The organism is Cellulosimicrobium sp. Marseille-Q8652 (assembly GCF_965112045.1).
In genome coordinates this window covers 769,144-781,574 of sequence record NZ_CBCOPS010000001.1, presented here as the reverse complement: position 1 = coordinate 781,574, position 12,431 = coordinate 769,144, and the positions used below count along the sequence as shown (strand labels likewise).

Sequence of the window (12,431 nt, the reverse complement as noted above, 5' to 3'; positions counted from 1 at the left end):
TCAGTCGACGGTCACCGCGTCGAGGACCGGCAGGCGGGCGGCGCGGATCGCCGGCCAGACGCTCGCGACCAGCCCGATGACCACCGCCGCCCCGAGGATCGCGAGCACCTGCCCCCAGGGGATCGCGAGCGTGCTCAGGCCCTCGTCGGCGAGCACGCCGGGCAGGGCCGCGCCGATGCCGATGCCCGTCGCGACGCCCAGCACCGTGCCGTACACCGCCGTGAGCACGGACTCGATCGCGATGATCCCGGCGAGCTGGAGGCGTCCGAGCCCGACGGCGCGCAGGAGCCCGATCTCGCGCGTCCGCTCGATGACCGAGAGCGCGAGCGTGTTGACGATGCCCAGCAGCGCGATGACGATCGACAGCGCGAGCAGGGCGTAGAGGATCACGAGGACCTGGTCCACCTGTTCGGCGAACGCCGACGCCGTCTCCTCGCGGTCCAGGACCGTGAGGACGAGGTACGGCGCGACGGCCTCCGTGAGGCCGTCCCGGAGCGACTCGACGTCCGCAGGGCTCGCCCCCTGGGCGGCGCTCACGTAGACGATCCGGACGCTCGCCTGCGCGGGCGGCACGACGTCGTCGAACACGTCGTCCCGCACGAGGATCCCGGTGCCGACGAGCTGGCTGTCGATGATCGCGCCGACCTGCGCCTCGACCACCGCGGTGCTCGCGTCACCCGCCGCACCACCCCCGGCCTCGCCGCCGAGCCGCAGCGTGTCGCCGACCTCCCAGCCGCGCTCGCGCGCGGTCCGCCGGTGCACGACGACGTCCCCGTCCTCGAGCGTCGACGTCGGGTCTCCCTGGATCGCCACGGGGTCGAGCGCGGTCTCGAAGAAGCTGGCCGGCACGCCCGCGACGTCGGTCCCGCGCGCCTCGTCGGTCCCGGCGCCCGCTTCCCCCGAGGACCCGACGGTCGCGACGGGCGCCAGGCCGAGCCGCACGGTGTCGACGGTCTCGGCACCCGGCACCGCGCGCACCGCGTCCACCGCGCCACCGGGCACGGTCTGGGTCGCGGAGTCGACGACGAGGTCGGCGCGCACCTCGGTCTCCACGATGCTGCGCACCGACGCCTGCGTGGACGCCGCGATGACGCCCGTGACCGACACGAGCGCCATGCCGATGAGCAGGGCGCCCGCCGTGCTCGCGGTCCGCCGCGGGTTGCGCGTGACGTTGCCGCGCGCGAGCCGCCCGAGCGGCCGGAGCGCGACGACGAGCGGCCACGCGAGCACGGTGAGGACGCCGCGGGCCACCGCGGGCGAACCGACGAGGACGCCGACGAGCACGAGCCCCGCGCCCACACCGAGCAGCACGCGCGGGCTCAGGTCGTCGACCCACGCCCACCCGGTGGGGTCCTCGGCGACCGACGACCCCAGGGACGCGGCGAGCCACAGGACGCCCGCGCCGGCCACGACGAGCACGATCCCGCCCACGGCGCGGGCGAGCGTGCCACGCTCGGGGGCGACGTCGTCGCGCATGGCCTGGACCGGCGGGATGGCTGCGGCGCGGCGCGCGGGCAGGACCGCCGCGAGGACGCTCACCACCGCGCCCAGGCCGACCGCGGCCGCGAGCTGCGTCCCGCCGAGGGGGACGCGGCCCGAGAACTCCATCCCCGCCGCCGCGAGGCCCCAGCGGATGACGCGGACCAGCGCCGCGCCGCCCGCCACGCCGAGCGCCCCGCCGACCAGGCCGACGGCGAGCGCCTGGGTCAGCACCGAGGAGAACACCTGGCCGGGGGAGGCGCCCAGGGCGCGCAGGAGCGCGAGCTCGCGCAGCCGCTCGCGCACGGACATCTGGAAGGTGTTGGCGATGATGAACGCGCCGACGAAGAGGGCGATCGCGGCGAAGACGAGGAGGAACGTCTCGACGAACCCGAGGATCTCCTCGACGGCCTCGCTGGCCTCCTCGCGCGCCTGCGTGCCGGACACGGCCTCGACGCCGTCGGGCAGCACCGCGCCGACGCGCTCGGCGAGCGCCTCCTCGTCGGCGGAGGTCGTGCCCCCGTCGTCGGACGCGCCACCGGACTCCCCGCCGGACGCCCAGACGGCGATCTGGGCGACCTGGCCGTCGGGGGCGAAGGCCTCGCGCGCGGTCGCCTCGTCGAGGCCGACGAGCACGGCTCCGGCGGCCGCGGCCTCGATCCCGAACACGCCGGACACGGTGACCGGCCGTGGCTCGTCGCCCAGCACGATCGTCGTCTCGTCCCCGGTGGCGAGGTCCGAGGCCTCGGCCGCGCTCTCCTCGAGCACGATCTCGCCCGCGCCGGGCCAGGCGCCGTCGAGGAGGGCGAGGCTCGGGTCCTGCCCGTCGACGGCGAGGGCGACGCTCGGCGGCCCGTTCGTCACGACCGCGGTGCCGTCGGCGGCGACGAGCACCGCGGGCCCGGAGATGTCGGCGGCGGCGCGGTCGACGCCCTCGACGTCCTCGATCGTCGCCGTCAGGTCGTCGGGGACGAGCGTGCGCTCCGCGCCGAAGCCGGTGCCCGGCGCGCCCCCGCCCCCGCCGCCCTCCTGCGGCGGGGCGCCCGTGACCTCCTGCGCGCCCCGCACGTACACGTCGGCGACGAGCGTCGTCGCGATGATGTCGTCGAACGTCGACGAGAGCATGCCGCGGAACGCGAAGGTGCCGACGACGAACGCGACGCCGAGCGTCACGGCGAGCACCGACAGCACGAACCGCACGAGGTGGGCGCGGACGCCGCGCAGCGCGACGCGGAGCATCACTGCCCGTCCGACGGCGCGAGGTGGCGGCCGGGCGCACCGGCGGCGGTCCCGTCCACGGACCCGGCGAGGGCGTCGAGGATGTCCTGCTGCGTCGGGTCGTGCAGCTCGCCGGAGATCTTGCCGTCCGCGAGGAAGACCACCCGGTGGGCGTACGACGCCGCGCGCGGGTCGTGCGTGACCATGACGACCGTCTGGTCCAGCTCGTCGACGGAGCGGCGCAGGAACGCGAGCACCTCCCCGGCGGAGCGCGAGTCGAGGTTGCCGGTGGGCTCGTCCGCGAACACGACCGACGGCCGCGACACGAGCGCGCGGGCGCACGCCACGCGCTGCTGCTGCCCGCCCGAGAGCTCCGACGGCCGGTGGTGCAGCCGGTCGCGCAGGCCGACGGCGTCGACCACCTCGTCGAACCACGCGCGGTCCACCGGAGAGCGGGCGATGTCGAGCGGGAGCGTGATGTTCTCGGCCGCCGTGAGCGTGGGCACGAGGTTGTAGGACTGGAAGACGAACCCCACGCGCGTGCGGCGCAGCGCGGTGAGCCGGCGCTGGGACATCCGGCTGATCTCCTGCCCGTCGACGACCACGCTGCCCGACGTCGGTGAGTCGAGGCCGGCGAGGCAGTGCATGAGCGTCGACTTCCCGGACCCGGACGGCCCCATGATCGCCGTGAGCCGGGCGCGCGCGAAGTCGACGTCGACCTCGTCGAGCGCCCGGACCGCGGTGTCGCCCGTGCCGTAGACCTTGACGAGCCCGCGCGCGCTCGCGCGGGGCTCGGGAGCGCCGGGAGGCGGGTGCTCCGGCGAGCGCGGCCGGTCGGGGGACGAGGCGGGCTGGCCCGCGGCTGTCGGCATGGCCTCATCGTGGCCCGCCGGTCGGCATCGCGCATGCGACGGGCGTGTCCCGGGGCCCGCGACCCCCGGGCCGGCCGTCCTCGACCGGACCGCGGTCACGACGTCCTGGCACCGCTCCCACCGGGTTACCGTGTGGCCATGAGCGACGTCGCCGTCCCCCGTGCCCTCACCTCCGCCCACGACCTGCCCGCCGACGTGCGGGCCGAGCTGTCCGGCCTGGTGCCCGACCCGCGGTCGGCGCCGACCGTGCGGTGGGGCATCCTCGGCGCGGGCGGGATCGCGTCGTCGTTCGCCGAGGCGGTGCGCCAGCACACGCAGGGCCGCGTGGCCGCGGTCGGCTCGCGCGACCGCGTGCGCGCCGAGCGCTTCGCGACGTCGCACGCCATCCCCACGACCCACGAGGGCTACGAGGCGCTCGTCGAGGACCCGCAGGTGGACGTCGTGTACGTCGCGACCCCGCACTCGCACCACCACGAGCACGCCCTGCTCGCGATCCGTGCGGGCAAGCACGTCCTCGTGGAGAAGGCGTTCACGCGGAACGAGGCGGAGGCGCGCGACGTGCTCGACGCCGCGCGCGAGGCCGGCGTGTTCGTCATGGAGGCGATGTGGACCCGCTTCCTCCCGCACGTCGCCGCGCTGCGGGGCGTCATCGCACGCGGGGAGATCGGCGACGTCGTCAACGTCAGCGCCGACCACGGCCAGCTCTTCGCGTTCGACCCGTCCCACCGGCTCTACGCGCCGGACCTCGCGGGCGGCGCCCTGCTCGACCTCGGCGTGTACCCGGTGTCGTTCGCGCACGACCTGCTCGGCGCGCCGTCGAGCGTCACGGCCGTGGGCGCGCTCACCGAGACGGGCGTCGACGGCCAGGTGAGCATCGTGCTCGGGTACGAGGGCGGGGCCCAGGCGACGCTCTCGACGACGCTGTGGTCGCGCACCGCGACGGGCGCCGTGATCTCGGGGACGGCGGGGCGCATCGAGGTCGACGGGGCGTTCTACGCGCCGACGTCGTTCCGGGTGGTCCGCAACGACGGCACGTCGTGGTCCTACGACGGCTTCTCGGGCGAGGGCAAGCAGTACCAGGCGGCCGAGGTCGCACGGCGCGTCGTGGCGGGGGAGACGCAGAGCCCGCGCATGTCGTGGGACGGCACGCTCGAGGTCATGCGGACGCTCGACGAGGTGCGCCGCCAGGTGGGGGTCGTCTACCCGGGGGAGTGACGCGTCAGTCGGTGTGCTCGACGACGTAGGTGCGGCCGTCCGGGCCCGTGACCCGTTCGAAGCGGGTCCGCAGCTCCTGGTCGCGCTCGCGCTCGGCGTCGGACACGCCCCGCCCGTCGGCGTCCTGGCGGCCCAGCTGTGCCGGGCCGAAGATCGGCAGGAACCGCTCGGTGAGCCGCATGCCGAACGTGCGCTCGTCCTTGCCCCTGGTGCGTCTCGTCATCGCCCGTCCGCCCATTCCGTGGTGCCCCAATCATTGGTGCACCACACGATAGCGCGAACCGGGCTACCCTGGCGACGTGACCGACGCCCCGCCCGCTGCCGGAGACCTCTTCGCCGACCCTCTCGCGCTCGAGGCCCAGGTGTGCTTCGCGCTCTCGGCCGGGGCACGGGGCATGGTCGCGCTCTACCGGCCGCTCCTCGAGCCCCTCGGGATCACCCACCCGCAGTACCTCGTGCTCCTCGCGCTGTGGCAGGACGACGCCGCCGGCACGGCCTCGACGGTCGGCGACCTCGCGACCCGCCTCCATCTCGACGCCGGGACGCTCTCGCCGCTGCTCAAGCGGCTCGAGACGCTCGGCTACGTCCGGCGCGAGCGCTCGCCCGACGACGGCCGCCAGGTCCGCGTGACGCTCACCCCCGCGGGGCGCGCGCGCCGTCGGGACGCGGAGCGGATCCCGCCCGCGATCGTCGCCGCGACGGGCCTGGACCTGGACGAGCTCGCCGAGGTGCACGCCGCGGCGTCGAAGGTCGTCGCCGCAGCGCTCCGTGCCGGGGTGTACTGACCGGTCGCGCCCCCGGTCCGCCGTGCGGTCAGGCGTCGGTCACCCGGACGCCGTCCGGCCCGACGACGAAGCGGACGGCCGCCAGGCCCGCCGCCACGGCGTCGGGCGCGGGGTCGGACGCCGCGAGCTCCTCGGCCGAGTGCGTCCCCGTCACGGCGAGGACCGCGCACCCGGCCGCGCGCGCCGCGGCGATGCCCGCGGGGGCGTCCTCGACCACGAGGCACCGCGCCGGGTCCACGCCGAGCCGCTCGGCGCCGAGCAGGAACGGGTCCGGGTCGGGCTTGCCCCGCTCGACGTCGTCGGCGGTGACGACGACGGACGGCGCCACGAGGCCGGACGCCGCCATGCGGGCGGCCGCGAGCGGCGTCGTGCACGACGTGACGATCGCCTGCCGCTCCGCAGGGAGCGTCGTGAGCGCCTCGCGCGTGCCCGCGAGGACCGTCACGCCCTCGTTGTCGACGAGCTCGAGCTCGTGGATCCGCTCGTAGGCAGCCTCCACGCGGTCGGCCGGCAGGAGGGTCCCGATGAGCGTCCGCGCCGGCGTCCCGTGCTGGATCTGGAAGTCCTCCGGGTCCGGGAGACCCTGCTCGGCCGCCCAGCGCTTCCAGCTGCGGTCCACCGCCGGCACGGAGTCGATGAGCGTGCCGTCCATGTCGAACAGGACGGCGTCGAACGTGCGGTCCGCGAACGCGGCACCGGGAGCGGGGGTCGTGGCAGGACGGGGCATGGTCCCGAGGCTAACCCGCCACCACGCCCACGTGCCGGGGCGGCCGCGCGGCCCTCCGGGGGGCGGTGTGGCTGTCCGACGCCGCGACTAGGGTGGACGCCGTGAGCGCACCCGGGTACTTCATCTCGTTCGAGGGCGGCGACGGCGTCGGCAAGTCCACGCAGTCGCGCCTGCTCGGGCAGTGGCTCGGCGAGCTCACGGGCCGCGAGGTCGTGCTGACGCGCGAGCCGGGCGGCACGGCGCTCGGCAAGGAGCTGCGCGCCGCCGTCCTGCACGGCGAGGACATGGACCCGCGCACCGAGGCCCTCATCTACGCGGCCGACCGGGCGCACCACGTCGCGAGCCTCGTGCGTCCGGCGCTCGCGCGCGGCGCGATCGTCGTCACGGACCGGTACCTCGACTCGTCGGTCGCGTACCAGGCGGGCGGGCGCGAGCTCGGCGCGGACGAGGTCGAGCTCATCTCGCGGTGGGCGGTGCAGGACCTCATGCCCGACGTGACGATCCTGCTCGACCTCGACCCCTCCGTGGCGTCGGCGCGGATCCGCCGCACGCACGACCGTCTCGAGCGCGCCGGCGCGGAGTTCCACCGCCGGACGCGGGAGGCGTTCCTCGCGCGTGCCGCCGCCGCACCGGAGCGCTGGGTCGTGCTCGACGCCGCGGCCCCCGTGGACGACCTCCAGGCGCAGATCCGCGTCGACGTCGCCGCGCGGCTCGAGCTGACGCCCGTCGTCGAGGAGGCCGAGGACACGGTCGAGGCGCGCCCGGACGACGGGTTCGACGACTCGGACAGCGCGCTCGGCTACCAGCCGGGTGCGAGGCCCGGTGCGCTGCGGCGGGGCGTGGACGGATGAGCGTCTGGGACGACGTCGTCGGGCAGGAGCAGGCCGTCGCGACGCTGAGCGCCGCGGTGGCCGACCCTGCGGCGATGACCCACGCGTGGCTGCTCACGGGACCGCCCGGGTCGGGCCGCTCCAACGCCGCGCGGGCGTTCGCCGCCGCGCTCCAGTGCGAGCAGGGCGGGTGCGGCCGGTGCCAGGCGTGCCGCACGGTGCTCGCCGGCACCCACCCCGACGTCACGCTCGTCGCGACCGAGCTGGTGACGATCAAGATCGACGAGGTGCGCGACCTCGTCACCGTGGCGAGCCGCAGCCCCTCGCAGGGCCGACGGCGGGTCATCGTGATCGAGGACGCGGACCGCATGGCGGAGCGCACCACGAACGTGCTGCTCAAGGCGATCGAGGAGCCCGCGCCGCACACCGTCTGGGTCCTGTGCGCCCCGAGCCCGCAGGACGTGCTCGTCACCATCCGGTCGCGCTGCCGCGGCGTCGTGCTGCGGGTCCCCCCCGTCGAGGCGGTGGCGCGGCTCCTCGTCGCGCGCGACGGCGTCGACCCGGCCGTCGCCGAGGCGTCGGCGCGCGCGGCGCAGAGCCACATCGGCCTCGCGCGCCGGCTCGCGCGTGACGCCGGTGCGCGCGAGCGCCGGAGCTCGGTGCTGTCCCTCGCCCGCCGGATCCGCGGCGTGGGCGACGCGGTGCTCGCCGCCGGGGAGCTCGTGGAGCTCGCGCAGGCCGAGGCGAAGGCGGCCACCGAGGAGCGCGACGCGGGCGAGAAGGCCGAGCTCCTGCGGGCGCTCGGCGTCGCCGACGGCGAGACGCTGCCGCCGCGGCTGCGCTCGCAGCTGCGCGACCTCGAGGCGGACCAGAAGCGTCGCGCCACCCGGCACCAGCGCGACGTGCTCGACCGCGCGATGGTCGACCTGCTCTCCCTCTACCGCGACGTGCTCGTGGTCCAGCTCGGCGCCGAGGTCGAGCTCGTCAACACCGGGCTCGCGGAGACGGTCCGCGCGCTCGCCGAGGACTCGACGCCGGAGCAGACGGTGCGCCGCATGGACGCCATCGGCGTCGCGCGCGAGCGGCTGGAGGGCAACGTCGCGCCGCTGCTCGCGGTCGAGGCCATGACGGTCGCGCTGCGCCCCCAGGGCTGACCGGCGACGGGTGAGGCGTCACCGGCGGCCCCGTCCACGCGCACGCTGAGCACGGGCCCGTCGACGGCCGAGGACCGCGGGGACGCCCACGGCGAGCACGACCACCAGCGCGAGGAGCCCGGCCACCCGGGCCTCGCCGGGCGTGTCCGGGGCCCGGCCCGAGCCCGGCGAGGCGAGCAGTGCCGGGGCGACGAGCCCGAGCACGATCATCCCGCCGAAGAACGCCACGACCGTCGCCTGCCCGAGGAACGTCGCGACGCGGAACCAGCGCTCCGCGTGGGGTTCGCGCAGCGTCAGGGAGACGGCGCCGACGGTCCCGCTCAGGCTGAGGCCGAGGAGGAGGGCGAGCGGGAAGACCGCCGAGGCGTCGCCCGAGGCCAGGTCCTCCCCGCCCCGCCACACGACGAGCCCGCCGAGCGCCGCTGGTAGAGCGGCGAGCAGGACGCCGCCCCAGGGTGTCAGCGGCGGGGCACCGTCGGGGCGCCGCCGACCGGACGCTCGCCGACCGGGTGGCCGTCCACGGGGAGGCCGTCGACCGGGTCGAGAGGGCCGGGAGCTGCCCGTGACCCGCGAGGCTCGTCTGCTCACGGGCCGATTCTTCCCTGTCGGGTCAGGACGAGGGTGCGGCGGCGCGCAGCTTCTCCAGCAGCGGCCCGGCCGCCTCGTCGAGGAACTGCTGCTGCTTCTCGTCGCCGATCTGGACGATCGCGATGTCGGTGAAGCCCGCCTCCCAGTAGGCGGACACGGCCTCCACGACGGCGTCGAGGTCGGGGCCGCACGGGATCGACCCCGCGACGTCCTCCGGGCGGACGAACGAGGAGGCCCGGGTGAACGCCTCGGTGGTGGGCAGGTTCGCGTTCACGGGCCAGCCGAGGCCGAACCAGCGGAACTGCTCGTGGGCACGCTGCACGGCGGCGTCGGTGTCGGGGTCCCACGAGATGGGGATCTGGCCGATCTTGCGCGACGGCTCGAGCGACGCGTCGGCGCGCAGCGCGTCCCACTGCTGCACGAGGTCCGCCTTCGGCTCGGTCGCGATGAGGTGGTCGGCCACCGTCGCGAACTGGCCGACGGACTGCTCGCCCGAGACCGCGACGCCGATCTTCACGGGCTCGTCGGGGACGTCCCAGACGCGCGCCGAGTCGACGCGGAAGTGGTGCCCGACGTACGTGAGGAAGTCGCCGGTCGAGAGCTCGGTGATGATGTCGACCGCCTCGGCGAGCATCTCGTGCCGTTCGTCGACGGCGGGCCAGCGCTTGCCGACCACGTGCTCGTTGAGGTTCTCCCCCGCGCCGAGGCCGAGCGTGAACCGGCCGTCGGACAGGATGCCGAGCGTCGCCGCCTTCTGGGCGACCAGGGCGGGGTGGTACCGCACGGTGGGGCACGTCACGTACGTCATGAGGTCGACGCGCTCGGTCGCGTGCGCGACCGCTCCGAGCATCGACCAGGCGTAGCCGGAGTGGCCCTGCGTGTCGAGCCACGGGAAGTAGTGGTCGCTCGAGACCTCGAAGTCGAAGCCGAGGCGTTCGGCGTCGACCGCGTAGCCCACGAGCTCCTTGGGGCCGGACTGCTCGGTCATGAGGGTGTATCCGAAGCGGGTCATACCTCGATCGTGGGACGGCCCGGGCGCACCCGCACGCGGGGCACCCGGGCCGTCGTCCGAGTCGTCGGACGGTGGTCGGCCGACCGTCGGTCAGCGCGGGCTCAGGCGAGAGCCTTGGCCTTGAGGTGCGCGAACTCCTCGGGAGTGATGGCGCCCGAGTCGAGGAGCGCCTTGGCGCTCGCGATCTGGTCGGTGGGCGAGGTGCCCGCGACCTGCCGGATGTACTGGTCGGTGTCCTGCTTGGCCTGCGACACGGCCGCGATCTGCCTCTCGGCCATCCCCCGGCCCCGCGCGATGAGGTACACGAGCGAGGTGAGGACGGGCAGGAAGATGAGGAAGACGATCCAGATCGCCTTCCACCAGCCGGAGAGCTCCTTGTCGCGGAACAGGTCTCCGATGATCTGGAAGAGCACGATCAGGTATGCGATGAAGAAGAAGCTCCAGACGAGCAACCAGAAGAAGTCCCAGAAGTCCACGGTCACGCCCTTTCTCGACGCCTGCCGTCACCTGCGCGAACGGTCGCCGCGCCAGGGCCTTGCTGCGCCGAACCTAGCGATCAGCGCCCCGGTGCGCGCGGCGACCCGCCGTGTCCGCGCGGGTGAGACCGCAGCGGCTCACCGCCGCGTCGCGCGCGCACGACGTCGCCGACGATCACGGCGAGCAGCACCGCGTCCGACAGCCAGTTCAGGGCCAGGGGCGTGAGCTCGCGGTGGGCGAGGAAGAGCAGCCCGAGCAGGGCCGCGCCGGCCAGGTGCGGGAGCGACCACGCGCCGCCCGTCGCACGACGGAAGAGCGCGTTGCCCACGAGGTAGGTGGCGGCCGCCCCGCAGACCAGGCCCGCCGTCCACGCGTCGGCGTGGCCGTCGTGGCCCAGCGGGTGGAGCAGGACGAGCTCGTCCGCCACGGCCGTGAGGACGATCCCCGCGACGATGACGAACGGGACGTACGTGTACGCCGTCTGCGCGACCATCCCGGTCTCGTCGCGGGAGGTGAAGAACTCGGTCGCCCGGCGCTCGGAGCGGTCGAAGAACAGCAACCACATGAGCACGGTGCTGGCGAACGCCGACGCGAACGCGGAGAACGTCGTCGCGTCCAGGGGCAGCTCCGCGAAGGCCGTGCCCGTGACGATGATCGACTCGCCGAGGCTGATGATGACGAAGAGGCTGACCCGCTCGGCCATGTGCTGGCCGCGCACGACCCACGACCGTGCCTCGGAGGCACCGAGCCCGGGCACCCAGTACATCGCGCGAGGCCCCACGACGTCGATGGCCGCGGCGACGACCCAGAGGGCGAGCCGGTGCTCCTCGACGAGGGCGCCCGCGACCCACACGCCGCCGGAGACGGCGAGCCACGTCGTGATCCGCACGAAGTTCACCGCGTTCTCGGGCCAGTGGCGCGCCATCGCCAGCGCCGTGAACACGCTGCGGCCCACCTGCATCGTCACGAGGCAGACCGCGAACAGCAGCGCCTTGTCCTCGAACGCCTCCGGGATCGCGCTCGCCATCACGAGGCCGAGGAGCATGAGCACGACGAGCATCGCGCGCACGGGGACGCGTTCCGGGTCCAGCCAGTTCGTCACCCACATCGTGTCGACCCAGACCCACCAGACCGCGAGGCCCAGGACCAGCGTGTGCACCAGGGCCTCGGGTCCGGGGTGCGCGATGAGGAGGTGCGAGAGCTGGGTGACGGCGAAGACGAAGACGAGGTCGAAGAAGAGCTCGACGTAGCCGACCCGGCTGGAGTCACCTCCTTCCCCGCGACGGAGGAGGTCGGTGCGCAGGCCCCAGCGGGGGGCGCCCGCAGGTCGGAGGGTCATGCGAGCGATCGTGCCACCGGAGGCCACGCCCGGCCAGGCTCGGCCCGCGGGCCGGCTCGCGCGTGCCGTACCGGGCGGCCTGCGCCAGGATGGGCGCGTCAGCCGGACCGTCCCGACGAAGGAGACATCATGGTCACCACCACCCGCCGTGCACCGCGCCGCGCGGTCCACCTCTCGACGGTCGTCGGGCTGGCCCTCGCCGCGTCGACGCTCGCCGCGTGCGCGTCGTCCACGGACGGCGGCGGGGACGAGACGGCGTCGGAGTCCCCGACGGACGGCACGGGCGGCGAGACGACGTCCGAGCCCACGGAGGGCACGCCGTCGATGGCGCCCGACGCCGCCACCATGACCGTCGAGGCGGGCGCCACCGGCAAGGGCCTGCCGTCGGGCGTCGACGGCCCGACGGACGGCGGTGCCGGTGCGGCGTGGAGCGCCGAGCCGGGGCTGCTGTACGTGGTCACCTACGGCTCGAGCACCTGCCCCCTCCTCGCGGAGCCGGACGCCGCCGTCCAGGGGTCGGAGGTCGTCGTGACCTTCGTCGAGATCCCGCAGGACGCCGTGTGCACGATGGACCTCGTCCCGGCGACGTCGGTCGTCGCCGTCCCCGACGACGTCGACGCCTCCGCCGAGGTGACCGCCGTCCTCGGTGACCAGGGGAGCGTCGTCGTGCCGCCCGCCGTCGACGGGTCGACCGGCGAGGCGGCATGGGTGGAGGCGCCGTAGCCCTGCCCCCAG

The 12,431-nt window shown here is 75.1% G+C and carries 13 protein-coding genes; 5 read left to right on the top strand and 8 right to left on the bottom strand.

Annotated features, from left to right (window positions below):
- Both ACWPWV_RS03380 and ACWPWV_RS03375 read right to left on the bottom strand, forming a co-directional pair.
- Entirely contained in the window at positions 1-2,718 is a 2,718-nt protein-coding gene (locus ACWPWV_RS03380) for an ABC transporter permease (RefSeq protein ID WP_454041545.1), read from the bottom strand.
- Positions 2,718-3,569, bottom strand: a complete 852-nt coding sequence (locus tag ACWPWV_RS03375; RefSeq protein WP_454041544.1) for an ABC transporter ATP-binding protein — start codon at positions 3,567-3,569, stop codon at positions 2,718-2,720. The genes ACWPWV_RS03380 and ACWPWV_RS03375 overlap by 1 nt, the downstream gene beginning before the upstream one ends.
- Positions 3,570-3,707: 138 nt before the next feature.
- On the opposite strand from ACWPWV_RS03375, the gene ACWPWV_RS03370 reads away from it, so the two are divergent.
- Entirely contained in the window at positions 3,708-4,784 is a 1,077-nt protein-coding gene (locus tag ACWPWV_RS03370; protein WP_454041543.1) for a Gfo/Idh/MocA family protein, read from the top strand.
- 4 nt (positions 4,785-4,788) lie between these two features.
- Here ACWPWV_RS03370 and ACWPWV_RS03365 read toward each other — a convergent pair whose 3' ends face one another.
- Entirely contained in the window at positions 4,789-5,007 is a 219-nt protein-coding gene (locus ACWPWV_RS03365) for a hypothetical protein (RefSeq protein WP_454041542.1), read from the bottom strand.
- Between the two features lie 76 nt (positions 5,008-5,083).
- Between ACWPWV_RS03365 and ACWPWV_RS03360 the strand changes: the two genes are divergently transcribed.
- Positions 5,084-5,569 (top strand): MarR family winged helix-turn-helix transcriptional regulator, encoded by a 486-nt coding sequence (locus ACWPWV_RS03360; protein WP_454041541.1) that lies wholly within the window; start codon positions 5,084-5,086, stop codon positions 5,567-5,569.
- A 28-nt stretch (positions 5,570-5,597) separates the two neighbouring features.
- Here the strand turns inward: ACWPWV_RS03360 and ACWPWV_RS03355 are convergent, their stop codons facing one another.
- Positions 5,598-6,296: an HAD-IA family hydrolase gene (locus tag ACWPWV_RS03355; protein ID WP_454041540.1), complete on the bottom strand. Its 699-nt coding sequence runs from the start codon at positions 6,294-6,296 to the stop codon at positions 5,598-5,600.
- 101 nt (positions 6,297-6,397) lie between these two features.
- Between ACWPWV_RS03355 and tmk the strand changes: the two genes are divergently transcribed.
- Together tmk and ACWPWV_RS03345 are read left to right on the top strand one after the other, a co-directional pair.
- Positions 6,398-7,147, top strand: a complete 750-nt coding sequence (gene tmk, locus ACWPWV_RS03350) for a dTMP kinase (protein ID WP_454041539.1) — start codon at positions 6,398-6,400, stop codon at positions 7,145-7,147.
- Entirely contained in the window at positions 7,144-8,280 is a 1,137-nt protein-coding gene (locus tag ACWPWV_RS03345) for a DNA polymerase III subunit delta' (protein ID WP_454041538.1), read from the top strand. Before tmk ends, ACWPWV_RS03345 begins: the two co-directional genes overlap by 4 nt.
- Before the next feature lie 18 nt (positions 8,281-8,298).
- Here ACWPWV_RS03345 and ACWPWV_RS03340 read toward each other — a convergent pair whose 3' ends face one another.
- The 4 genes from ACWPWV_RS03340 to ACWPWV_RS03325 form a co-directional block, all read right to left on the bottom strand.
- Positions 8,299-8,868, bottom strand: coding sequence for a hypothetical protein (locus tag ACWPWV_RS03340; RefSeq protein WP_454041537.1), 570 nt, complete (start codon positions 8,866-8,868; stop codon positions 8,299-8,301).
- 22 nt (positions 8,869-8,890) lie between these two features.
- Positions 8,891-9,880 (bottom strand): TIGR03557 family F420-dependent LLM class oxidoreductase, encoded by a 990-nt coding sequence (locus ACWPWV_RS03335; RefSeq protein WP_454041536.1) that lies wholly within the window; start codon positions 9,878-9,880, stop codon positions 8,891-8,893.
- Positions 9,881-9,981: 101 nt separating this feature from the next.
- Positions 9,982-10,356, bottom strand: a complete 375-nt coding sequence (locus ACWPWV_RS03330) for an SHOCT domain-containing protein (protein ID WP_454042803.1) — start codon at positions 10,354-10,356, stop codon at positions 9,982-9,984.
- A gap of 80 nt (positions 10,357-10,436) precedes the next feature.
- Positions 10,437-11,696: a low temperature requirement protein A gene (locus ACWPWV_RS03325; RefSeq protein ID WP_454041535.1), complete on the bottom strand. Its 1,260-nt coding sequence runs from the start codon at positions 11,694-11,696 to the stop codon at positions 10,437-10,439.
- Positions 11,697-11,825: 129 nt separating this feature from the next.
- Here ACWPWV_RS03325 and ACWPWV_RS03320 point away from each other — a divergent pair, with 129 nt between their 5' ends.
- Positions 11,826-12,419 carry a hypothetical protein gene (locus ACWPWV_RS03320; protein WP_454041534.1) on the top strand — a complete coding sequence of 198 codons (594 nt, stop codon included), beginning with the start codon at positions 11,826-11,828 and terminating at the stop codon, positions 12,417-12,419.
- Positions 12,420-12,431: the final 12 nt, after the last annotated feature.

Coding starts and splice junctions, on each gene's coding strand:
- ACWPWV_RS03380 (WP_454041545.1), bottom strand. CDS start 2,718: ATGCTCCGCGTCGCGCTGCGCGGCGTCCGCGCCCACCTCGTGCGGTTC.
- ACWPWV_RS03375 (WP_454041544.1), bottom strand. CDS start 3,569: ATGCCGACAGCCGCGGGCCAGCCCGCCTCGTCCCCCGACCGGCCGCGC.
- ACWPWV_RS03370 (WP_454041543.1), top strand. CDS start 3,708: ATGAGCGACGTCGCCGTCCCCCGTGCCCTCACCTCCGCCCACGACCTG.
- ACWPWV_RS03365 (WP_454041542.1), bottom strand. CDS start 5,007: ATGACGAGACGCACCAGGGGCAAGGACGAGCGCACGTTCGGCATGCGG.
- ACWPWV_RS03355 (WP_454041540.1), bottom strand. CDS start 6,296: ATGCCCCGTCCTGCCACGACCCCCGCTCCCGGTGCCGCGTTCGCGGAC.
- ACWPWV_RS03345 (WP_454041538.1), top strand. CDS start 7,144: ATGAGCGTCTGGGACGACGTCGTCGGGCAGGAGCAGGCCGTCGCGACG.
- ACWPWV_RS03335 (WP_454041536.1), bottom strand. CDS start 9,880: ATGACCCGCTTCGGATACACCCTCATGACCGAGCAGTCCGGCCCCAAG.
- ACWPWV_RS03325 (WP_454041535.1), bottom strand. CDS start 11,696: ATGACCCTCCGACCTGCGGGCGCCCCCCGCTGGGGCCTGCGCACCGAC.
- ACWPWV_RS03320 (WP_454041534.1), top strand. CDS start 11,826: ATGGTCACCACCACCCGCCGTGCACCGCGCCGCGCGGTCCACCTCTCG.